At 65.0% G+C, this 22,899-nt stretch carries 20 protein-coding genes; 15 read left to right on the top strand and 5 right to left on the bottom strand.

Features of this window, described 5'->3' with window-relative positions; all coding sequences use genetic code 11:
- Positions 1-138: 138 nt before the first annotated feature.
- Entirely contained in the window at positions 139-462 is a 324-nt protein-coding gene (locus AC26AR_RS12470) for an Rdx family protein (protein ID WP_488107137.1), read from the top strand.
- Between the two features lie 26 nt (positions 463-488).
- On the opposite strand, the gene AC26AR_RS12465 is transcribed toward AC26AR_RS12470, so the two are convergent.
- The gene (locus AC26AR_RS12465; RefSeq protein ID WP_488107136.1) at positions 489-1,508 is read right to left on the bottom strand and encodes a zinc transporter ZntB; all 1,020 of its coding nucleotides are present in this window, start codon (positions 1,506-1,508) and stop codon (positions 489-491) included.
- A gap of 139 nt (positions 1,509-1,647) precedes the next feature.
- On the opposite strand from AC26AR_RS12465, the gene AC26AR_RS12460 reads away from it, so the two are divergent.
- Complete coding sequence (locus tag AC26AR_RS12460; RefSeq protein WP_404625012.1) at positions 1,648-2,568, top strand: DMT family transporter; 921 nt, start codon at positions 1,648-1,650, stop codon at positions 2,566-2,568.
- A 35-nt stretch (positions 2,569-2,603) separates the two neighbouring features.
- On the opposite strand, the gene ppk2 is transcribed toward AC26AR_RS12460, so the two are convergent.
- Both ppk2 and AC26AR_RS12450 read right to left on the bottom strand, forming a co-directional pair.
- Entirely contained in the window at positions 2,604-3,503 is a 900-nt protein-coding gene (gene ppk2 / locus AC26AR_RS12455; RefSeq protein ID WP_488107135.1) for a polyphosphate kinase 2, read from the bottom strand.
- Between the two features lie 219 nt (positions 3,504-3,722).
- On the bottom strand, positions 3,723-4,466 hold the full coding sequence (locus AC26AR_RS12450) for an arylesterase (protein ID WP_176503135.1): 744 nt from the start codon (positions 4,464-4,466) through the stop codon (positions 3,723-3,725).
- 92 nt (positions 4,467-4,558) lie between these two features.
- Here AC26AR_RS12450 and AC26AR_RS12445 point away from each other — a divergent pair, with 92 nt between their 5' ends.
- From AC26AR_RS12445 to AC26AR_RS12400, 10 genes are all read left to right on the top strand, one after another.
- Entirely contained in the window at positions 4,559-5,371 is an 813-nt protein-coding gene (locus tag AC26AR_RS12445; RefSeq protein WP_077375032.1) for an ABC transporter ATP-binding protein, read from the top strand.
- A gap of 43 nt (positions 5,372-5,414) precedes the next feature.
- The gene (locus tag AC26AR_RS12440; protein WP_488107906.1) at positions 5,415-8,138 is read left to right on the top strand and encodes an ABC transporter permease; all 2,724 of its coding nucleotides are present in this window, start codon (positions 5,415-5,417) and stop codon (positions 8,136-8,138) included.
- A 219-nt stretch (positions 8,139-8,357) separates the two neighbouring features.
- Positions 8,358-9,620, top strand: coding sequence for a serine hydroxymethyltransferase (gene glyA / locus AC26AR_RS12435; RefSeq protein ID WP_488107134.1), 1,263 nt, complete (start codon positions 8,358-8,360; stop codon positions 9,618-9,620).
- Between the two features lie 252 nt (positions 9,621-9,872).
- Positions 9,873-10,166 (top strand): DUF6506 family protein, encoded by a 294-nt coding sequence (locus AC26AR_RS12430; protein WP_084208052.1) that lies wholly within the window; start codon positions 9,873-9,875, stop codon positions 10,164-10,166.
- A 221-nt stretch (positions 10,167-10,387) separates the two neighbouring features.
- On the top strand, positions 10,388-11,275 hold the full coding sequence (locus tag AC26AR_RS12425; RefSeq protein WP_488107133.1) for a FadR/GntR family transcriptional regulator: 888 nt from the start codon (positions 10,388-10,390) through the stop codon (positions 11,273-11,275).
- A gap of 99 nt (positions 11,276-11,374) precedes the next feature.
- Positions 11,375-12,439, top strand: coding sequence for a TRAP transporter substrate-binding protein (locus AC26AR_RS12420; protein ID WP_136938766.1), 1,065 nt, complete (start codon positions 11,375-11,377; stop codon positions 12,437-12,439).
- A 155-nt stretch (positions 12,440-12,594) separates the two neighbouring features.
- Complete coding sequence (locus tag AC26AR_RS12415; RefSeq protein ID WP_077375017.1) at positions 12,595-13,236, top strand: TRAP transporter small permease subunit; 642 nt, start codon at positions 12,595-12,597, stop codon at positions 13,234-13,236.
- A complete protein-coding gene (locus tag AC26AR_RS12410; protein WP_077375014.1) occupies positions 13,236-14,537 on the top strand; it encodes a TRAP transporter large permease in 1,302 nt (433 codons plus the stop codon). The genes AC26AR_RS12415 and AC26AR_RS12410 overlap by 1 nt, the downstream gene beginning before the upstream one ends.
- A gap of 303 nt (positions 14,538-14,840) precedes the next feature.
- Positions 14,841-15,737: an HAD-IIB family hydrolase gene (locus tag AC26AR_RS12405; RefSeq protein ID WP_488107132.1), complete on the top strand. Its 897-nt coding sequence runs from the start codon at positions 14,841-14,843 to the stop codon at positions 15,735-15,737.
- 41 nt (positions 15,738-15,778) lie between these two features.
- Positions 15,779-16,990, top strand: a complete 1,212-nt coding sequence (locus AC26AR_RS12400) for a glycosyltransferase family protein (protein ID WP_077375009.1) — start codon at positions 15,779-15,781, stop codon at positions 16,988-16,990.
- Between the two features lie 118 nt (positions 16,991-17,108).
- Here the strand turns inward: AC26AR_RS12400 and AC26AR_RS12395 are convergent, their stop codons facing one another.
- Positions 17,109-18,983 carry a sugar phosphorylase gene (locus AC26AR_RS12395; RefSeq protein ID WP_254696543.1) on the bottom strand — a complete coding sequence of 625 codons (1,875 nt, stop codon included), beginning with the start codon at positions 18,981-18,983 and terminating at the stop codon, positions 17,109-17,111.
- Between the two features lie 218 nt (positions 18,984-19,201).
- Positions 19,202-19,450 (bottom strand): GlsB/YeaQ/YmgE family stress response membrane protein, encoded by a 249-nt coding sequence (locus AC26AR_RS12390; RefSeq protein WP_077375006.1) that lies wholly within the window; start codon positions 19,448-19,450, stop codon positions 19,202-19,204.
- Between the two features lie 306 nt (positions 19,451-19,756).
- On the opposite strand from AC26AR_RS12390, the gene nrdR reads away from it, so the two are divergent.
- From nrdR to ribBA, 3 genes are all read left to right on the top strand, one after another.
- Positions 19,757-20,245, top strand: coding sequence for a transcriptional regulator NrdR (gene nrdR, locus AC26AR_RS12385; protein WP_077375003.1), 489 nt, complete (start codon positions 19,757-19,759; stop codon positions 20,243-20,245).
- Between the two features lie 77 nt (positions 20,246-20,322).
- Entirely contained in the window at positions 20,323-21,525 is a 1,203-nt protein-coding gene (gene ribD, locus AC26AR_RS12380) for a bifunctional diaminohydroxyphosphoribosylaminopyrimidine deaminase/5-amino-6-(5-phosphoribosylamino)uracil reductase RibD (protein WP_488107131.1), read from the top strand.
- Positions 21,526-21,694: 169 nt separating this feature from the next.
- Positions 21,695-22,843 carry a bifunctional 3,4-dihydroxy-2-butanone-4-phosphate synthase/GTP cyclohydrolase II gene (gene ribBA / locus AC26AR_RS12375; protein WP_077374998.1) on the top strand — a complete coding sequence of 383 codons (1,149 nt, stop codon included), beginning with the start codon at positions 21,695-21,697 and terminating at the stop codon, positions 22,841-22,843.
- Positions 22,844-22,899: the final 56 nt, after the last annotated feature.

The following is a 22,899-nucleotide window of genomic DNA, read 5'->3' as shown; positions in this document are numbered from 1 at the left end:
TTCCGTGCCCGTGCGGGGATGCCCAGTGCCAGTTGTCGACGCTCTCATCCCTGCACGCATTTCGGCATTGACCCGGACGCCTCGCTGCAGTGAAGTGGGAACGGAAACTCATCATTCACGATTGGAACGCTCGCTCTCATGGATCAACCGTCCACGCTCAAGATTCGCATTCACTATTGCACCGGCTGCAACTGGCTGCTGCGCGCGGCCTGGTATGCCCAGGAACTGCTCTCCACCTTCGGGGAAGCGCTGGATGAGGTCGCTCTCGCGCCCAGTCACGGCGGGCACTTCGAGGTGCTCTGCCAGCCTGCGCCTGACGCCGAATGGCAGGTGCTCTGGGAGCGCAAGCGGGATGGCGGCTTCCCGGACAGCCGTGACCTCAAGCAACGCGTGCGTGATGTGCTCGACCCGGAGCGCGATCTCGGCCATATCGACCGCGCCAGCCGCGAACAGGGCTCGTAAACAGCCCACCTGCGCCATGAGTGCGCTCACCACCATTTCTTGCGCTTGAGCAGCCACATCTGCATCGCCACCACGCCCAGCGTGATTCCGACGAAGGCAGCGAAGCCCCACTGGCTGTCGCTGCCGGGAATCCCGCCGACATTGACGCCCAGCAGGCCGGTGAGGAAGCCCAGCGGCAGGAAGACGGCGGTGATGACCGACAGCAGATACATGCGCTGGTTGAGCTGTTCGTTGTGCTCGCTCATGCGCTGCTCGTGAAGGATCAGGGCGCGTTCCTGCATGGCCTGAAAGTCCTCCACGTAACGCGACAGCTGGTTGGCGATCTCGCGCAGGTCCAGTCGCGCCTGCTCATCGATCCACAAGGGCCCCTGAGCCAGCTGGGCCAGGCAGTCGCGCTGAGGCCCCATGAAGCGCCGCAGGGTGATCAACGGGCGGCGCAGCCGCGTGATGTCGTCGGGATCGATCTCCACGTCATTGAGCTGATCCTCCTCGAGGATCGCCAGTTGATCGTCAAGACGGTGGCTGAGCTCGGCGACGCGATCGACCAGCGCATCGCTGATCATCGCCAGCAGCCAGGAGATGTTTTCGGCTCCCTGGCCGGCTTCCAGCAGCTCGCGTACCTGGGTGATCGACTGGAAGGGGCGTCGGCGCAGGGTGATCAGGCGAGTCGGGCTCATCCACAGGCGCAGGGACAGCAGGTCTTCCGGCGCGGCACCCGGGTTGAGATTGATGCCGCGCAGGGTGGTGACGATGCCGCCGCCGAAACGTGCGACGCGTGGGCGTGTGTCCAGCTCGGTGAGGGCCTCGATGCTGGGATCATCCAGCTGCGCGATGCCGGCGAGATAATCATTGACGTCGCCTCGCGTGTAATCGAGGTGCATCCAGATCAAGGCCTCCGGCTCCTGCCAGGCCTGGCGCAGCTCATCATCGCTCAAGAGGGTCGCGCTGCCCTTGCCGTCGAGACGGTAGGCGCTGACCAGCGCCGTGGAGGGGGGATCGGGCTGCGGGTTGGCGTGCGGTAGCTGCGAGGAGGGGCTGGTGGTCATCGTAAAGCGTCCTTTGCGTACACGGGCTTGCAGCTGCACGCCACGCGCGCGATGCTCAAGCCTGCGACGCGCATGGCGGGCATGGGCGTCAGGTCGACACCGCCAGGATGGCGGTGTCCGAATTGCGAGGAAGCATGCCATGAGTCAGGACAGGGAGGCCATGCTCTATGGTCTGGGAGCGGTCGGGTTGTGGTCGACCGTGGCAACGGCCTTCAAGCTGGCGCTGGCGCAGATGTCGCCGCTGGAGCTGGTGTGGCTGGCAGCGCTGGTCTCCTGGCTGTTGATCGGCGTGCTGATGTGGCGTCAGGGTCGGCTGCGCGAGGCGCTCGCCAGCGGCTGGAAAGGCGGCTGGCGGACAGCGGCCTGGGCCGGACTGATGAACCCGGTCGGCTACTATCTGGTGCTGTTCGGCGCCTATGCACGTCTGCCGGGGCAGGAGGCCATGGCGCTCAACTATACCTGGGCACTGGCGATGGCCTTTCTTGCCGTGCCGATCCTCGCGCAGCGCCTGACGCGCATCGATGTCGCGGCAGGGCTGATCGCCTACGCCGGGGTGTGGACCATCGCCACCCGCGGGCAGGTGTTCGATGTCGCCTTCGCCGACCCCCTCGGCGTCGGACTGGCGCTGGGCTCGACCCTGCTGTGGGCCCTCTACTGGCTGCTGAACGCGCGGGATGCCCGCGCCCCGCTGGTCGCCCAGTGGCAGAACTTCAGCGTCGCCTTGCCGGTCCTGACCTTGCTGGTGGCCATCGGGCCGGGGTTTGGCAACTTCATCGGGGACAACGCCAATCCTCAGGCGCTGATGGCCGGGCTCTATGTCGGCCTGTGCGAGATGGGCATCGCCTTCGTGCTCTGGCAGCTGGCGGTCCACAAGGTGTCGCGTACCGCCAAGGTCTCCAATCTGATCTTCCTGTCTCCCCCCGTGTCGTTGACGCTGCTGCACTTCATCGTCGGCGAGCCGATCCTGACCTCGACACTCGCGGGGCTGGTGCTGATTCTGGCAGGCCTGGGCCTGCAGCAGCTGCAGAAGGCGCCGGAGGCACTGTCACACACGACATGAGCGCGCTCCGCCCGCGTCTGCATCCTCAGGGCGTGCTAGTCCGTGGGCAGGATCAGACGGCCGGCATCCACCACGATCAATGGGTCCGGCGTGCCGATCAGCCGTGTGTCCTTGCCGGGGTAATCGAGCTGGCTGAGCACATGGCGCAGTGCGCCGATGCGAGCGCGACGCTTGTCATCGGAGCGAATCAGCGTCCAGGGCGCGTGGCGACTGTGGGTACGCGCGAACATCGCCTCGGCCGCGGTGGTGTAGTCGTCCCACTTCTCCTGGGCCACGGCATCCATCGGTGACAGTTTCCAGCGCGTCAGCGGGTCGGCGGCGCGCTTGGCGAAACGATTGGACTGCTCTTCCCGGGAGACCGAGAAATAGAGCTTGACCAGATGCAGGCCATCCTCGACCCACAGGCGCTCCTGCTGTGGCACCTGGATGAGAAACCGCTCGACCTCGCCAGGGCTGGCGAAGCCCATCACCGCCTCGACTCCTGCACGGTTGTACCAGCTGCGATCGAACAGCACGACCTCACCACTGGTGGGAAAGCGCGAGACGTAGCGCTGGAAGTACCACTGTCCCTTCTCCGTCTCGTTGGGCTTGTCCAGTGCCACGATGCGCGCGAAACGCGGGTTGAGATATTCCATGAAACGCTTGATGGTGCCGCCCTTGCCGGCGGCGTCACGCCCCTCGAACACGATGGCCAGCCGCTCGCCACTGTCACGCAGCCAATGCTGGACCTTGAGCAGCTCGATCTGCAGGGCCCGCTTCTCGGCCTCGTAGACCTTGCGCTTGAGCCGCTTGTCGTAAGGGTAGGCGTCGCTGGAGACCGGCCCGAGCGTCATGTGGGGAGTCTCGGGGGCCGACGGGGGCTGCCCGGTTGCCGCATGCGCGGGTGTCGCTGTGGGGGCGGACTTGCCGGGGACTACCTTGCGGGACTGGCTCATGGTGGAATCCTCAGTGCTCTGAAGGGCGAAGCGCCCCGGGCGGGGCACGATGGACGAGCGTGATGAAAAGCGTGGCGGCAGGGCATGACAAGAGGGCTTGTCGGGAGGACGTATCGAGAGGGCGTATCGAGAGGACACGCCCTTCGGGAAACCACCGTCACCTTTGATTCTGACCGGGATGCCCCATGTCATGTTCAGGCAAGGTAGACACGTGCAGGGTCATTGTGTGGCAGGTAGCGCGAGTGGCTCGAGCGTCGGCCAGATGTTGTCCAGCAACCTCGGCTGGGCCTTGGCCGTCGGGTGGATACGGTCCTGTTGCATCAGTTTCTGGCCGGCCGGTGCCGTGGCGATGCCCTCGAGAATGAAGGGCACCAACGGCACGGAGTATTCGTCGGCCAGCGCCCGATAGACCTGGCGGAAGGCGTCGGTATAGGCCGGGCCATAGTTGGGCGGGATCTCGATCCCCAGCAGCACGGGCTGGGCGCCGGCATCTTCCACGGCATCGATCATGCTGGCCAGATTGGATTGCATGCGCGCAGGTGGAAGGCCGCGCAGGCCATCGTTGCCGCCCAGTTCGATCATCACCAGCGAAGGGTCGTGTCGGTCGAGCAGTGCCGGCAGGCGATTCAGGCCGCCTTCGGTGGTATCGCCGCTGATGCTGGCATTGATGACCTCCGGCGCATCGTTGCCCAGGGTGTCCTCGAGGCGCTCGTCGAGCAACGCGACCCAACCCCGGCTGCTGTCGATGCCGTAGCCGGCCGAGAGGGAGTCGCCGACCACCAGCCAGGGAGCCGGCGCATCTGCCAGCGCCACCTGAGGCGCCAGCACGGCCACGAGGGTCAGTGCCGTACTGGCAAGCGCATTGCGCAGCCGCGTGAGTCCGGCAGTCTTGCGCGTGACGCGCGGTTCGGCGACTCGGGACAGACGTTGCGTTTCACGGCGATTCACCAGCCATCTCTGCATTCCTCATCTCCATCATCTGCACACGTTTCACATCCGTTTCGGGGACTGGCGTTCATGGCCATCCCGTTCACTACCATAAGCGAGCAGACACGATGTCACATAACGCCTCCATTAACGACGCCCCCTTTGCGTCGGATCATGCGTCAGTCGCGGCACCGTCAGCAGCGAATCCGCAGGCGCCGACGGCAGTCCTCAATGTCACGGGTCTGACCCAGCGTGTCGCCAGCGGTGACGGCCAGTTGACCATTCTTGAAGATCTAGAGCTTGCCGTGGCAGCTGGCGAGAGCGTGGCGATCATCGGGGCCAGCGGTTCCGGAAAATCCACGCTGCTGGGGTTGCTGGCGGGGCTGGACAGTCCGACCCAAGGCGATATTCGCCTGTTCGGCACCTCGCTTGCCGGATTGGATGAAGACGGGCGTGCGGCGCTGCGCGCGGGGCAGGTGGGCTTCGTGTTCCAGAACTTCCAGCTGCTGCCGACCCTGACGGCGTTGGAGAACGTGCTGATGCCGCTGGAGCTGGCGCCCCGGGGCGATATCGAGGCCAAGGCACGTGACTGGCTGGCGCGGGTCGGGCTGGGAGAGCGTCTTGATCACCTGCCGCGTCATCTGTCTGGCGGCGAGCAGCAGCGGGTGGCGATCGCCCGCGCCTTCGTGGCGGGACCGGGGCTGGTGTTCGCCGATGAGCCCACCGGCAATCTGGATACCGCTACCGGTGATCGCATCGCGGAGCTGCTGTTCACCCTCAACCGTGAGCGCGGCACCACGCTGATTCTGGTCACCCATGATCTGACCCTGGCCAGGCGCTGTGATCGCTGTCTGACGCTGGAAGCCGGCAAGCTGGTCGAATGGCAGGACGATGCCTCGGCACCTGCGGTGGCCACACCGCAAGGAGGGCAGCATGACTGATGCCAGCATGACATCTGACGCGCGATCGCCGCGCGGGGGCGCCATGCGTCTGCCGCTTGCGTTGCGTGGCCTGCTGCGGGACCTGCGTGCCAGTGATGTGCGGGCGCTGTTTCTGGCGTTGATGCTGGCGGTGGCCGCGACCACCATGATCGGTTTCTTTCTGGATCGTCTGGATCGTGGTCTCACGCGCCAGGCGGGACAGCTGCTGGGGGGAGATCTGGTGCTGGAGTCCAGCAACCCACTGGACCCGCGTTTCCGGCAGGCCTTCGAGGAGGCCGGGCTCGAGATGTCGCCGCAGCTGGGCATGGTCTCGATGGCCTCGCATGGCGACAGCTTCGTGCTCTCGAGCCTCAAGGCAGTCTCGCCGGGGTATCCGCTGATGGGGCAGGTCGAGCTTGCCTCCGATACGCCCGAGACCCGAATCGCGGGGGCGGACGGCAAGCCTGCCGACGGCGGGTCGGCTGACGGTGAGAGAGCCGCCACGCGCCCCGCCATCCCGCCACCCGGGGAGGCCTGGCTGGTGCCACGCCTAGCCACGGCGCTGGGAGTGTCGCCGGGGGATACCCTCACCGTGGGACGCAAGACCCTGACCCTGAGCGGCCTGATCACTCGTGAGCCGGACCAGCAGGGCGGTTTCTCCGAATTCAGCCCGCGCCTGATGTTCAACATGGCGGATCTCGAGGCGACCGGTCTGATCCAGCCCGGTTCACGCATGGAATATCGCCTGCTGGCCGCTGGCGATCCGGCGGCGGTGCAGCAGGCGCGCGATGCCATCGCGCCGCTGCTGGCGAGTGCCGACAATGCCGAGGTGCGCCTCAAGGACGTGCGTGAGGATCGCCCGCGACTGGGGCGCTCACTGGAGCGTGCCGACAAGTATCTGAGTCTGGCCGGGCTGGTGGCGGTGCTGCTGGCCGGGGTCGCGGTGGCGATGTCGACGCGCCGCTATGTGGAACGCCATCTGGACAGTGCCGCGCTATGGCGCTGCTTCGGGGCTTCCCAGCGTCAGCTGTCACGGTTGTTTGCCGCTCAGCTTGGCTGGCTGGCGCTGCTGGCCAGCACCCTGGGGGCCGTGTTGGGGCTGCTGGGGCAGATGGGGCTGGTGGCACTGCTGGAGCGCTTCCTGCCGCTGGAGCTGCCGGCGCCGGGCCCCTTGCCGCTGGCATTGGGGATTCTGACGGCACTGGCGGTGCTGGCCGGCTTCGCCGGTCCGATGCTGCTGCGCCTGCGTCAGGTCAGTGCGCTCAAGGTGCTGCGGCGTGAACTGGCCCCGCTGCCGGCCTCGGCCTGGGTGGTGGTGGCGATGGCCAGTCTGGTGTTCGGCGCCTTGATGTGGCTCTACTCGGGCGATCTCATGCTGGCGGCCGGGTTGCTGGTCGGCGGCATCATCGGGCTGGGTCTGTTGCTGGTGGTGGGGCAGCTGCTGCTGTCACTGATGGTCAAGGTGGTGGCGCGTACGCGGGGACAGGGCGGTTGGAGTCGCCCGGTCCGTCTGGCGGGCGGGCTGCTGGCGAGGCGTCGCGGCGCCAGTCTCGGTCAGCTGGTGGCCTTCGCCGTCACCTTCGCGGCCGTGGCACTGATCGCGCTGGTGCGTGGTGATCTGATCAGCCGCTGGCAGGCGCAGATTCCGGCCAATGCCCCCAACCACTTTGCCATCAACATCCAGCCGGGCCAGCAGCAGGCCTTCGGCGAGGAGCTGTCGGCCATCGTGGAGGCGCAAGGGGCGGAGTCGACCCAAGACGGCCTGAGTGAGCTCTATCCGATGGTGCGGGGGCGCATCACCGCCCTGAAAGGCGAATCCTTGCTGGGTCGCTCACAGCAGCGGGCGCTGGAAAATGCCGCTACCCGTGAACGTCAGCCGGACACGGAACAGGCGGCCGGTGGCATGCAGGAAGGCACCGGGGAGGCTGAATCCTCACGCGGCGTGCCCCAGCGTGAGCTCAATCTCACCTGGCATCGTGATCTGCCTGATCACAACCGCGTGACGGCAGGTGACTGGGCGCCGCTTGAGGACTTCGCGGATGCCGAACCCTCGCGCCGTCAGGCCATCGCCGAGGCGCAGGGGGTGCCGGTCTCGATGGAGGAAGACCTGGCGCAGCGCATGGGACTGTCCATCGGCGATAGCCTGTCGTTCACCATCGGCAGCGAGACCCTCAAGGCGCAGGTGGTCAATCTGCGCCATGTGGACTGGGACAGCTTCATGCCCAACTTCTATGTGATCTTCCCGCCCGGGGCGCTCGAGAGCTTCGCCCACAGCTACATGACGGCGTTTCATCTCGAGGATGAGGGAGCGCTGGCACCGCTGGTGCGCGATTACCCCAGCGTGTCCCTGATCAACATCGACGCGATTCTCACGCGGGTGCAGGAGCTGATCGCCCAGGTCTCGCGGGCCGTCGAGCTGATTCTCGGTCTGGTACTGCTGGCCGGTGCCAGCGTGCTCTACGCGGCCCTGGTGGCCAGCCGCCCCGCACGAGAACACGAAGGCGCGCTCTACAAGGTATTCGGTGCCGGGCAGAGCCTGCTGGCCCGCCTGCAGGCTGCCGAGTTCGTGCTGCTGGGGGCGTTGAGCGGTCTGCTGGGTGCGATGCTGGCGGAAGGCGCGGCGGTCGGGCTCTATTCCGGCTGGCTGGGCCTGCCGGTGGTGCTGCATCCTTGGCTGTGGCTCGGCCTGCCGCTGATCGGCGCTTTGCTGGTCGGCGGGCTGGGCTTCTGGCTGTCGCGGGAAGTGCGCCGCCAGCCGCCCATGGCAGGGCTGCGCGCCCTGCAGTGAGCATGGAAAGGCAGCGTCAGCGCAGTGCATGACGCCGCCGCAGGATGGCCTCGGGATCGTCGTGTCGATCGTGAGGCCATCTTGCGTTAACAATGATGCTGATTCATGTGAATCGGACCGCCGGCTGAGGTATCATGCTGGTCCTGATCTTACCCCTAGATGGCGATCCGGCCGCGCCGGAATTCGCTGTCGTCATCACCCTTCAGGCGAGGACACCCGATGTTCACCCGTGACATGCAGATTGCCGGTTTTGATGATGCGCTCCTGAGCGCCATGGACGACGAAGTCGTTCGCCAGGAAGCTCACATCGAGCTGATCGCCTCCGAGAACTACGCCAGCCCCCACGTCATGCAGGCGCAAGGTTCCCAGCTGACCAACAAGTACGCGGAAGGCTACCCGGGCAAGCGTTACTACGGCGGTTGCGAGTTCGTCGACAAGGTCGAGCAGCTGGCCATCGATCGTGCCTGCGAACTGTTCGGTGCCACCTACGCCAACGTTCAGCCGCACGCCGGTTCCCAGGCCAACAGCGCTGTCTTCCAGGCGCTGGTCTCGCCGGGCGACACCATTCTGGGCATGAGCCTGGACGCGGGTGGCCACCTGACTCACGGTGCACGTCCGAACTTCTCCGGCAAGCACTACAACGCCGTGCAGTACGGTCTGGGCGAAAACGGCCTGATCGACTACGCCGAAGTCGCGCGTCTGGCGCGTGAGCACAAGCCGAAGATGATCATCGCCGGCTTCTCCGCCTACTCCCAGATCATCGACTGGGCCGAGTTCCGCAAGATCGCCGACGAAGTCGGTGCCTACCTGCTGGTCGACATGGCCCACGTGGCCGGTCTGGTCGCCGCCGGTGTCTACCCGAGCCCGCTGCCCCACGCCCACGTCGTCACCACCACCACGCACAAGACCCTGCGCGGTCCGCGTGGCGGCCTGATCCTGTCTGCCGAAGGCAATGCCGACATCGAGAAGAAGCTGAACTCCGCCGTCTTCCCGGGTGGTCAGGGTGGCCCGCTGATGCACGTCATCGCGGCCAAGGCGATCTGCTTCAAGGAAGCGATGGATCCGTCCTTCAAGACCTACCAGCAGCAGGTCGTCAAGAACGCCCAGGCCATGGCGTCCGTGTTCCTGGAACGTGGCTTCGAAGTCGTCTCCGGCGGCACCGAGGATCACTTGTTCCTGCTGTCACTGGTCAAGCAGGGCCTGACCGGCAAGGACGCTGACGCTGCCCTGGGCCGTGCCCACATCACCGTCAACAAGAATGCCGTGCCGGGCGACCCGCAGTCGCCGTTCGTCACCTCCGGTCTGCGTATCGGCACCCCGGCCGTCACCACGCGCGGCTTCAAGGAGCAGGAGTGTCTGGATCTGGCGGGCTGGATCTGCGACATCCTCGAGGCGATGGTCGCCGGCGATTCCGCCGCTGCCGAAGCCGAGGTACAGGCCAAGGTCTCCGAGGTCTGTGCACGTCTGCCGGTCTACGCCTGAGTTCCTGACGGATGGCGCTCGCCGACACATGATGTTCGCATCATGAGGGAGCTGGCCATCGGTTCGGAGTGAGGTGCTCGAGAACGCCTGTCGCGAAAGCGGCAGGCGTTTTTTTGTGCCCGGCTCACGTCCAGACGGGGCGACATGTCGTTGATCCGTGGTCCACAAGCGCTCAGAAAGATCAGTCCTGATGCTCGCGGGGACACGCTAGGCTTCTTGATGCGTGATCCATCTCGTGGTGAGGAGACTTTCATGGCCGTGAAGACGCACGACGTTATGCACCATGCCTTCCTGATTCTGGTCGAGCACAGTGGCAATACCTCGCTGAGCAGCCAGGGGAGCGGGGAGATGCGACTCTCCGTCGCGACACTGGGCTCGCTCAAGGCGGCCGAGCGACTGGTCAGTGAGCTGATCGCCCAGGGGGTCAGTCAGATCGAGCTCTCGGCAAGCTTCGGCGCGGCAGGCGAGGCCGCGGTGAGAACGGTGGTGGCCGACAGCGGCGCCGAGCGAACGGTGATGATCGGTCGTGTCCGGTTCGCGACATGAGCGAAGATGGCGCGAAGTCTGGTGAAGTTGAATAATCCTTGCGCAACATGGAGTTGCGTAAAGGTGTGACCAAAGTCGGGTCTCACCCTTGGTCTAAGGTGTCTTGTTGGCATGTCTGACATGGGCTATTCCTTGACGGACAAGAGCGCACCGCGACCCATCCTGCGAGGGAGGTGAGCGAGCCACAATTGACGCGCCACGCCATCAAGGAACGTTCGATCATGCCCACGCCCCCCAGGAGTGCTGCAGGCGGCCACCCGCGCGCCGGCACGTCATCCCCTACGTCAGCGACCGCCAGTGAATCGTCGACCACCTCCCGTGTCGATGTGGCGGAATGGCTGGCGCAGGCCATCTTCGAGAATCGTTATCCGCCGGGCAGCCTGATCCCTCGTGAGCTGGATCTCTGCGATCAGCACGCCCAGAGCCGTGCCACCGTACGCACCGCGATCCAGAGTCTGGTCAATGCCGGCATCCTGACCCGCACCACCGGGCAGGGCACGCGCGTCAATCCGCTCAGCGAGTGGCATCTGCTCGACCCACGCGTCACCGGCTGGATGACACGCTATGCGATGCCGCATCCGCAGCTGGCACGGGATATCTACGCCTTCCGCATTTCCATCGAACCCTTCGTTGCCGCACTGGCGGCCACCGAGGCCACCGCCCAGGACCTGTCCGCCATCGAGCAGGCCTACGACGGCATGGCGGCGGCGGTGCATGGCGGCAGCGCCATGGAAGAATTCGATCGTGCCGATATCGCCTTCCATGACGCCATCTTCGCCGCGACCCACAACGTCATCTGGGCGCAGCTCGGCCATGTGCTCAAGCCCTCGATCAGCCTGCTGGTGGCGACTTCCAATCACAATGCCTCGGAGCTGGGCGACAGTCTCGGTCGCCATCGTGCGGTGATGGAGGCGATTCGTCTGCGCCAGCCGGAGGCGGCCCATGCCGCGACCCTGCATGTGCTGGATCGCACCGGGCGCGATCTCGGACTCGCCATGCCCGAGGTGGCTGATGGGCCGCACGGTGTCGGGCGTGCCCAGGAGCCGCTGGAGCTGCTGCGTCGTTTCGGTCAGCTGCCCAGTCTCTCCGCCCCCCTGTCAAGAGATTGACCCGCGCCCTGGGCGTCGCCACGCCGGGAAGTGTCTGCACGTCTTCCCTCCGCCAAAGAACGTCATAACACGTCATAACAACACGCCAGGAGTTCCACCATGCCGCATTCCACCACGTCCCACCGTCCGTCCCTCGCCTCCGGGCGTTTCGCGCTCAAGGCGCTTGCCCTTTCCACGGCGCTGGCCGCCAGTGCGATGGCCGCGCCCAGCTGGGCGGCCGAGTACGAATGGACCTTCCAGACCTCGGAAACGGCCGGTGAGCCGCAGTTCGAGGTCAAGAAGGCCTGGGCCGAGAACATCAAGACCATGTCGGATGGGCGCATCGCCATCGAGATCCTGCCGGTCAATGCCGTGGTACAGGCCAACCAGACGCTGGACGCCGTCAGCGCCGGCATCCTGCAGGGCCACTTGACGGACCCGTCCTACTTCTCGGGCCAGAATCCGGCCTTCGGCATGCTGGGCAACCTGGTGGGTGCCTGGGGGGATCCGCTGGAATATCTCGAGTACATGCAGCACGGCGGCGGTGAGGCGCTCTACAACGAGCTGGTCGAGCCCTACGGCGTGCATCTGATCGGCGCAGGCGCCACCGGGCTTGAGTCCTTCGTCTCCAAGAAGCCGGTGCGTACCGTCGATGACCTCAAGGGCCTCAAGGTGCGTGCGCCGGAAGGCATGGTCTACAACATCTTCCAGAAGGCCGGTGCAGCCCCCGTCAACCTGCCGGGCTCCGAGGTCTACACCGGTCTCGAGAAGGGCGTGATCGACGCGGCGGATTACACCGTGTTCGCCACCAATGATGACCAGGGCCTGCACAGCTTCGCCAAGTACCCGTCCTATCCGGGCTTCCACTCGCTGCCGATGGTGGCGGTGTCGATGAACAAGGACATCTGGGACGGCCTGCCGGCGGATCTCAAGGCGATCATGGAGACCGCGACTGACTCGATGGCCTACGACATGGTCTTCACCCTCAAGGCGCGTGACCTCAAGGCGGTGAGCGCGGCGCGAGCCAATCCGGATATCGAGGTGATCGACATGGCGCCGGAAGAGCGCGCCAAGTTCCGTCGCATCGCCCAGCAGGAGTGGAAGGTATGGGCCGAGAAGAACGAGCTGACCGGCAAGGTCTACGAGTCCGTGGTCACCTTCCTCACCGACCGCAACCTGATGTAAGCGTCCACTCGCTGTCATCGGCCGCGTGACAAGAGTCGCCGGGGCGAGACGTCGACAGGATCAAGACGATCAGGAAAGACGCGGGAGATGATGATCGGCGTGCTCACTGGGCGCGCCGATCCTCCTTGAGCAAGCCAGTTAGCAAGGAATTCGATATGGCAGAACATGATGTGGCGTCGCCGGGCCTGCCGGAGGCGTCGGATGACCACGACCCGAATCTGGGCACGCGCACGCCGCTGGACCGACTGGTCGGCAAGGGCACGCGCGCCGCGGCGTGGCTGGTATTGCTGGCGATGGCGATCAGCGTGTTCGAGGTGGTGATGCGCTATGGCCTCGACTCGCCGACCTCCTGGGTCCACGAGACGGTGATCTTTCTGGTCGCGACCAGCTTCGCGCTGGGCGGGCCGGCGGCGCTGGCCAACAACCGCCATATTCGCGTGCGTGTGCTCTACGACCTGGTCGGCACGCGCTTTCGCTACGTGCTGGACTGCTTCAATGACGTGATGACGCTCGTGTTCTGCATGGCGATGAGTTACGCAGGCTGGGTGATGTTCTGGCGCGCCTCGCACAGCCCGCTGGGCGAATGGCAGCTGGAGCGCTCCGGTACCTCGTGGAACCCGCCGTTTCCAGCGCTGACCAAGGGCGTGATCCTGTTCGCGCTGGCGGTGATGACCCTGCAGGCGCTGTGGCATCTCTACCAGACCTTCTTCTCTCCCCGTCCGCCCGAAGGGGAAAGTGACGCCGCTGCCCACCCGGCACAAGAGACGCGTACCACGTCAGACAAGGAGCAGCGCTGATGGATATCGCAACGGCTACCATGCTGCTGGTCGGCGGCATCTTCGCGCTGCTGGTCACGGGCCTGCCGCTGGCCTTCGTCACCGGCCTGGTCGCGCTGGCCTACACCTTCGGCTGGTTCGGCCCGATGGCGCTGCCGCTGGTCACCAGTCGTGTCTATGGCTTCGTCACCGAGTATTCGCTGGTGGCGGTGCCGATGTTCGTGTTGATGGCCTCGCTGCTGGATCGCTCGGGGATCGCCAAGGACCTGTTCAATGCCATGCGCGTGATGGCAGGTCGCCTGCCGGGTGGCGTGGCGATCCAGACCATCGTGGTGGCGTTCTTCCTGGCGGCGATGTCCGGCATCATCGGCGGCGAGATCGTGCTGCTGGGGATTCTGGCGCTGCCCCAGATGCTCCGGCTCGGCTATGACAAGCACATCGCCATCGGCGTGGTGTGTGCCGGGGGCTCACTGGGCACCATGATGCCGCCCTCCATCGTGCTGATCATCTATGGCCTGATCGCCAACCAGTCGATTGCCGATCTGTTCACCGCGGCGATCACCCCGGCCATCGTGCTGATGGCAAGCTATATCCTCTATGTGCTGATCCGCTGCCTGCGCAATCCCGCGCTGGGGCCGGTGATGCCCGAGGAGGAACGGCGTGCCAGCTTCCAGAGCAAGCGTGAGCTGCTCAAGGCCGTCGGCGTGCCGGCAATCATCGCGGGACTGGTGCTGGGTTCCATCTATGGCGGGGTGGCCTCGGTGACGGAGGCAGCGGCGATGGGCAGCTTCGGCGTGCTGGTGGCGGTGATGCTGCGGGGTGAATTCTCCATCACCCTGATGCAGCGTGCGCTGTCCCAGACCATGAACACCTGCGGCATGATCATCTGGATCGGTATCGGGGCGGCGGCGCTGGTCGGGGTCTACAACCTGATGGGCGGCAACCGCTTCGTGTCGAGCATGATTCTCGGCCTCGATATCCCGCCGCTGGCGATCATCATGGTGATGATGGCGATCCTGCTGCTGCTGGGGCTGTTCCTCGACTGGATCGGCATCGCGATGCTGACCCTGCCGATCTTCGTGCCGATCATCATCCAACTTGGCTATGACCCGGTATGGTTCGGCGTGCTGTTCGCGGTCAACATGCAGGTGTCCTTCCTGTCGCCTCCCTTCGGGCCTGCCGCCTTCTATCTGAAAGGCGTGGCACCGGAAGGCATCAGTCTCAAGGATATCTTCGTCTCGCTGCTGCCGTTCATCGCCATCCAGCTGTGCGTGCTGGCGATGTTGCTGCTGTGGCCGCAACTGTCACTGTGGCTGGTCTAGTCTCAACAGATGTTGCTGATGGCCGAAGACTCGACGCCCTCGCAGATGCGAGGGCGTCGTCGTTCGTGACGACAGACTTGCGCTGTAATGTGGCGACGCGACATGCATCAGGGGATTAGTGCTTATTGTTGGTGCAAGCAAGCCGGCAGTGAATCAGAGTTGAGAGATGAGAGGCCAGACTGTCATTGCGACTGCACCATCTTGGCACATTCCCTGCAATGCTCTTGGCAGGCTTGCCTGGCGCAACGAGACCGCACCGCAGGGATGCCTGGCACGCTGCAGCACTTCATGAGGAGAGTTCACATGTCAGAGACTCAAGCACCGCTGTTGTTGCTGACCGACCTGGATGGCTCGCTGCTGGACCATCACGATTACTCGCCGGGTCCGGCGCGCAGCTGGCTGACCCGCCTGCGTGCTCGCGGCGCCTGGGTCGTGCCCAATACCTCCAAGACCGCGGCTGAACTCACGCCCTTGATGCGCTCGCTGGGGCTGGCGGGTCAGCCCTGGATCGCCGAGAACGGAGGCGTCGTGGCGCTGCCGGCCTCCTGGCTCAGTGCCTATCCACTGGAGGAGGCCAGTGCCCCGGATGCGCACGGCCTGTGCCGTATCGCGGTGGCCATGCCGCGCCGCGCGATTCTCGAGGTGCTGGAGGGATTGAGGGAGGAGTTCGCCTTTGAAGGCTTTGCCGCGATGTCGGTGGCAAGAATCAGCGAGCTGACGGGGCTGGGGGAGGCGGATGCGGCGCTGGCGGGGGAGCGTGATGCCAGTGAACCGCTGGTATGGCAGGACGCGCCGGAGCGCCTCGAGGAGTTCCGCACGTGCCTGGCCAGCCATGGCCTCAAGCTGACGCGGGGCGGGCGTTTCCATCATGTGACGGGCGACACTGACAAGGGGGTGGCGGCGCGCTATCTGATCGCGCGCTACCGGCTCTGTGAGCGGGTGCGTCCCTGGACACTGGGCTTCGGTGATGGCGCCAATGACCTGCCATTGCTGGCCGCGGTCGACAACGCTGTCCTGATCCCCGGCGTCGGTGATACCTCACAGCGCGATCGGGAGCTTGCCGAGTATCCGCTACTGGCGGATGAACGCCGCTGTTTTCGTGCCAATCACCCCGGGCCGCAGGGATGGGTCGAGGGATTGCGTCACTGGCTGGCCAATGGCCAGCCGGAAGAATGGACATCCAGAGGCCTGCGCGCCTGACGCCTGCCTGATGCGTGTCTTCGGTATGACAAGGAGCTGACATGAGCGATTTTTACCAGAATGGCATCATCACCAACTTCCATAACCTGACCGACCGTCCGGTGGAGGACCTTGAAGCGGATCTGATGCGCTTCTCCCGCAAGCGGCCGATGAGCCTGATTCTGCCGTCGCTGTATTCCGAGCTGGAAGGCCCCGCACTCAAGCACATCGTCGATGAGCTGGCGCAGGTGCCGTATCTCAGCGAGATCGTGATCGGGCTGGATCGTGCCGACCGCGACCAGTTCGAGCATGCCAAGGAGTTCTTCTCTCACCTGCCACAGCATCACCGTATCCTGTGGAACGACGGGCCGCGCCTGCGTGCACTGGATGAAGAGCTGACCGAGCATGGTCTGGCACCGATGGAGGCCGGCAAGGGGCGCAACGTCTGGTATTGCTCCGGTTACGTGCAGTCATCAGGCATCGCCGAGGCGGTGGCACTGCATGACTGCGATATCGTCACCTATGATCGCGGCCTGCTGGCGCGCCTGATCTACCCGGTCGCCCATCCGCAGTTCAACTACGAATTCTGCAAGGGCTACTATTCGCGCATCGCCCAGGGCAAGCTCAATGGTCGCGTGGCACGTCTGATGGTCACGCCGTTGATCCGTGCGCTCAAGAAGGTCTATGGCCCGCTGCCGTATCTGGATTATCTCGACAGCTATCGTTATCCGCTGTCCGGTGAGTTCTCGATGCGCACCGACGTGCTGGCGGACATTCGCATCCCCAGCGACTGGGGGCTGGAGATCGGCGTGCTTTCCGAGGTGCATCGCAACTATTCCACCAAGCGTCTGTGCCAGGTGGACATCGCCGATGCCTATGATCACAAGCATCAGCCGCTGTCCGAGGAAGATGCGCTGGGCGGCCTCAATCGCATGAGTCTGGATATCGCCAAGGCCATGTATCGCAAGCTGGCGACGCTGGGGGTCGAGATCCACGGCGAGACTTTCCGCACCATCAAGGCGACCTACTATCGCATCGCGCTGGATCTGATCGAGACCTATTACAACGACGCCGTCATGAATGGCCTGACGGTGGATCGTCACAGCGAGGAAGCGGCAGTGGAGCTGTTCGCCGCCAACATCATGGATGCCGGCAGCGCCTTCCTCGACAACCCGCGTGACAAGCCCTTCATTCCGAGCTGGAACCGGGTGCAGTCCGCGGTGCCGGACCTGCTCGAGCGCATGCATGAAGCGGTGGAGCTGGACAACCAGTAACGACACCTTTCACCAACCGCTTTCATGGGTCACGCACGTTGCGGCAGACACGGGAAGGTAAAACGACAACGGGGCTGCCACTGGCAGCCCCGTTGTCGTTGGCGGGCACGTCGTCAGGTCAGACGACCTCGATGGCCGGTGGGCGCACCGACTGCTCCATCAGCCAGGCTGCCTGATAGGGGCGGCGCGCCATGGCGGGGTCGAAGGCCTTGTCATGACACAGGTGGTCGGTCAATGCGAGGCCCTGCCAGCTTTCCGGCAAGGGCAGCACACGCGGCTGGTCGGTGACATTGAGAGCGAACAGCAGGCGGCGTCCCTCGTGGGTGACGCGCTCGAAGACGAAGAAGTCCGGCCCCAGGTCGAACACCTGCTGATGGGCATCGGGGTGGAAGCACGGCTCCTCGCGGCGCAGCGTCATGCGACGCTTCAAGGCATGGAAGACCTCATGGGTCGCGGTGTTGGGGCTGGACAGCAGGGCTTCCAGTTCATCGCGCTGCCACTTGCGGCGGTTGATGGCGCGCAGATGCCCGTCGCGTTCGACCCCTTCCTGGTGATTGGGGGTGGCGGTCAGTGAATGAAGATAGAGGCCGGGAATGCCCTGCAGGCTCAGCATCAGGGTCTGACTGGCGATGAAGCGCTCGATCTGCCACGGGTCCCGTCCACGCCGCGTGCCCTTGAGGGCATCGAAATAGCTGATGTTCAGCTCATAGGGGGTGTCGGCGCGTCCCGGGTTGGCGCGCATGCTGACGTAGCCACCGAAGTCGTGCACCAGTCGCACGAGGGTATCGCGCTCATGGTCCGGCAGCAGGCCTTCCAGCGCACGCACGCCGATGCCATCGTGGCTGGCCGTGAAGTTGAAGTAGCTGCATCCCGCCGGCAGAGAGGGCAGGCTGGCGGCCCACTCGGTCAGCGCACTGGCATCCCCGGAGGTCAGGGTATGCAGAGTCAGCGGCGGCAGCGTGAACTGATAGATCATGTGGGCTTCATCGGCCTGGGCGCTGCCCTCGAGGGAGGTCAGGTCCTGCTCGGAAAGGCGGTCGAGGCCGAAATACGACATGTTCTCGGCGTGGGGCACGTTGGTTTCCGTGATCAGCAGGCTGCCGGGGGCCAGATGATCCACGATGGCGCGCAGCAGGCGGACCACGGCATGCGTCTCCGGCAGATGCACGCAGGAGGTGCCCAGACGCTTCCACAGGAAGGCCACGGCATCGAGGCGGATCATGCGCGCGCCCTGCTCGAGGTAATAGAGCAGGATACCGATGAACTCCAGCAGGACGTCGGGATTGGCGAAGTTGAGGTCGATCTGGTCATCCGAGAAGGTTGCCCACAGATGACGCAGGCCACGACGGGTATGCACCGGCGTGAGCAGGGCCGAGGGGCGTGGTCGCACCACGCTGGAGACGTCCGTTTCCGGGTCCATCTCGATGAAGTAATCGCGGCCGGGTTGCACGCCGGCCAGATAATCGGCGAACCACAGCGATTCCCGCGAGCAGTGGTTGATGACGAGGTCCGCCATCAGGTCACGTTGCTCGCTCAGACGCTGGATGTCCTGCCAGTCGCCGAGGGCCGGATTGACCTCACGGTAGTGGATGACGCTGAAGCCGTCGTCGCTGCTCCAGGGGAAGAAGGGCAGGACGTGCACCCCGGAGAGGCAGTCACCCAGACGGCTCGCGAGGAAGTCATTCAGGGTGGCCAGCGGAGCCTCGCCTTCCTGTTGCACGCTGTCGCCGTAGGTGATCAGCCACTGATCGCGTTCGCTCCACAGCGGTTCGCCCTCGGGAACCCGGGGGGCAAGACGCGAACGATGCAGCTCCATCAGTGTCTCGAGACGCCGCAGCACCTCATCCTTGCGCTCGGGATAGATCACCGCCAGCAGCGTCTCGGCGTGGCGGGCGAAGGCATCGTTCGAGAGCGGGTGTGACAGGGAGCGTGGGCCCGGTCGAGCGGCGTGTGAGGAAGAGGTGGAAGGATCGGGAGGTGGCATGTCGGGCATGAGCGGTCCTCGAAGTCATCAGTGCATGTGACTTGACCATGCAAGACGACGGCCAGCCCACTGGTGCAGGCTGGCCGTCGTCGAGTCATGGCGGGTGAAACCGGCGGGGAAAGCCATGTGATCAGCTCCTGTCAGGCCATGGAGCCGATCAGGCCCACCCGCATTGCTTGCGAAGTGCTCGCGAATCGCTCGCGAAGTGCCTGCGAGCGGGTCGCGGGCTACCTGCGAACGACTCGATACAGGATCAGCAGGATGATGGCACCGAGCACGGCGATGACGAAGCTTGCCAGATTGAAGCCGGTGACATCTCCGAAGCCGAGCTGCGTGCCGATCCATCCCCCTACCACGGCACCCAGGATGCCGATGATGCTGGTGACGATGATGCCACCGGGGTCCTTGCCGGGCATGATGACCTTGGCGATGATGCCGGCGATCAGTCCGAAGATGATCCAGGCGATGATTCCCATGTCGCGTCTCCTTGCGTCATTAGTAAGCACTTGGTCGTGAAGATCATTCACTCATGTGGCGAGCATCCTTGTGGGAGTTTCTCGCCGGCCTCGGTTCTCGGGAGTCTATGCGGATTCCTCTTCCACTCCTCAAGGCTAACGCAGATAGGATCTGACTGACATAGGCTCCCGTGCACGAGTCTTAACGGTTACAATGGCGCCCATTCCATGTCTTTCGGCTGTGCTGCCGTGGCCCGACGCTGCTCGGCAGTACCGGAAGCCGAAGTACGCAACGCCGCCACCTCGCACTCAAGCAGGCTCCCAACAATGCACTGTCCCTTCTGTGGAACTCATGAAACCAAGGTCACGGATTCCCGGCTGGTGGTCGAGGGTGACCAGGTGCGTCGTCGTCGCCAGTGCGCGGCCTGCGGCGAGCGTTTCACGACCTACGAGACGGCAGAGCTGGTCATGCCGCGAGTGGTCAAGGGTGACGGTTCCCGTGAGAGCTTCGATGAGCACAAGCTGCGGGCAGGCATGTTGCGCGCGCTGGAGAAGCGTCCTGTCTCCTCGGAGCTGATCGAGGCGGCTGTCGAGCGTATCCGTCAGCGTCTGCGCGCCACGGGGGAGCGTGAGATCGAGGCGCGCCGGATCGGCGACGAAGTGATGCAGCAGCTCAAGCGGCTGGATCAGGTCGCCTATATCCGCTTTGCCTCCGTCTATCGCCGGTTTCAGGATCTGGACGAATTCCGTGCCGAGATCGACCGCCTCGCCCAGGAGCCCAGTTTCCTGCCCGGCGAGGAAGACAGCCGCTCCTGATCCGCGCATCGCCCGACCGTCCTGCGGTCCGACTGTCGGGGCGGTCCATGTTGTCGTCACACGCCGATAGGTATTGCATGTCCCTCACCTCTCATGACACCGCAGTCGGCCAGGAGCCTGGTCGCGATATTCGCCACATGGCGCATGCCTTGCGCCTTGCGCGCCTGGGAAGCTACACCACCCATCCCAATCCACGGGTCGGGTGCGTGCTGGTCGACCCCGTCACTGACAAGGTGATCGCCACCGGCTTTCATGTGCGCGCCGGGGAAGGGCATGCCGAGGTCAACGCCTTGGCCGCCGCCGGTGAGCAAGCCCTGGGCTGCGTGGCCTACGTGACGCTGGAGCCCTGCTCGCACACCGGGCGAACCGGACCATGCTCACGCGCCTTGATCGCGGCGGGCATCTCGCGAGTGGTGATCGCCATGCGGGACCCGAATCCGCAGGTGGCCGGGCGTGGCATCGCCATGCTTCAGGGCGCTGGCATCGCCGTGACGGTGGGCGTGCTGGAGCAGGAGGCGCGTGCGCTCAATCCCGGCTTCCTGTCGCGCATGGAGCGCGGGCGCCCCTTCGTGCGTCTCAAGCAGGCCATGAGTCTGGACGGTCGCACCGCGATGGCCTCCGGTGAATCCCAGTGGATCACCGGCCCGGAAGCGCGCAGCGCCGTTCAGCGACTGCGCGCACGCTCCAGCGTGGTGATGAGCGGTATCGAGTCGGTCATCTTCGATGATTCGCGCCTCAACGTGCGCGCCGAGCAGCTGGGGCTGGAGTCGCATCCGCTGGGGCTCGAGGCGCTGGTGGCGCGTCAGCCGTTGCGCGTGGTGGTGGATACGCATCTGCGTCTGCCACTGGCGGCGCGAATCCTTGAGCAGGACGGCAGAACCCTGGTGGTCTGTGTCGCGGATGAGACAGCGGCTCAGGCAGAACGGCGCAGACTGTTGGAAGCGGCCGGCGCCGAGGTGCTGGCGCTGCCGGCGGGCCCGGAGGGACGTGTGGATCTCGAGGCGCTGTTGCGCCATCTGGCCGAGCACGAGCAGGCCAATGAGGTCCTGCTGGAGACCGGTGCGGTGCTTGCCGGTGCCATGCTCAGTGCCGGACTGGTGGATGAGATGCAGCTGTTCATGGCGCCGACGCTGCTGGGCGGGGAGGCGCGTCCGTTGCTGGCCCTGCCCGGACTCGAGCACATGGCGCAGCAGCGGCGGGTCGAGATCCGCGAGATTCGTGCCGTGGGGCGCGACTGGCGCATCACGGCAGTGCCCGACAACGGCGAGCCTGTCGGCTGAACTGACTGAGAGAAATTGCCAGCCAGCGCAAGGACTTGCCGCTGTCTGGCGACAGTGGCGTCGCGGGGCGCTGGCGCAAAACCGGGTGGCGGGGTACCCTGACGCCCGACTTTTTGATAACACGCGTGGGCCGGGCAACCGTCGGCGCGGTCCGAAATGTGGAGCAAGCATGGCGCTATCAGGCATCGCAGCACTCGTCGAGGATATCCGGCAGGGCAAGATGGTCATCCTCATGGATGACGAGGATCGTGAGAACGAAGGCGACATCATCATCGCCGCGGAAGCCGTGACAGCCGAGCACATCAACTTCATGGCGCGTCATGCGCGTGGCTTGATCTGCATGCCGATGTCGCGTGAGCATTGCGAGCAGCTCCAGCTGCCCTTGATGGTGCAGGCCAACGGTTCCGGCTTCGGCACCAAGTTCACGCTCTCCATCGAAGCCACCGAAGGCGTCACCACCGGTATCTCCGCTGCTGATCGCGCACGTACCGTGCAGGCGGCTGCCGCCCGCAACGCCCGTCCGCAGGATATCGTCCAGCCGGGGCATATCTTCCCGCTGATGGCGGAACCGGGTGGCGTGCTGCGTCGTGCCGGCCACACCGAAGCGGCCTGTGATCTGGCCTCCATGGCGGGCTTTGGCGCGACCGGCGTGATCTGTGAGGTCATGAACGACGACGGCAGCATGGCGCGTCGTGAGGAGCTCGAGCGCTTTGCCGCCGAGCATGATCTCAAGGTCGGCACCATCGCGGACCTGATCGAATACCGCATCCACAACGAACAGACCGTGGAAGTGCTGGACAGCGAGCAGGTCGAGACGGCCTTCGGCGAGCTGACGCTGCACTGCTTCAGCGATCGCATCCAGGGCCGTCATCATCTGGCGCTGGTCAAGGGCACGCCGACGCCTGACGCCTTGACCACCGTGCGTGTGCATGTGGAGGACCCGATGCGTGACCTCCTGACCCTGCGTCAGCCGGGCAGCAGCAGCTGGGCGCTCCATGATGCACTGTCACAGGTCGCTGCCGCTGATGCGGGCGTGCTGGTGCTGCTGGATACCGGCAGTGATTCACAGGATTACAAGGAACGTCTCGATGTCTTCCTCGGACGACGTCGTACGCCGCGCACCAACGAATCCGATGGTGCGGGCAACTATCTGACTACCGGTACCGGTGCCCAGATCCTCAGGGATCTCGGCGTCGGCCGGATGCGTCTGCTCAGCTCGCCGTGGAAGTTCTCTGCGCTGTCCGGTTTCGGCCTCGAAGTGGTCGAGCTGATCGGCAGTGATGACGCGGCCAGTGGCACAGACACCGTGGGTGCATAAGGCCCCGGCACTACCCAAATGGCGGGAGTGGGGACCAGTCGCGGTCGTCGCTCCCG

It is taken from the genome of Cobetia sp. PS-4MA (assembly GCF_057670765.1).
This window is presented reverse-complemented; position numbering and strand designations above follow the sequence as displayed.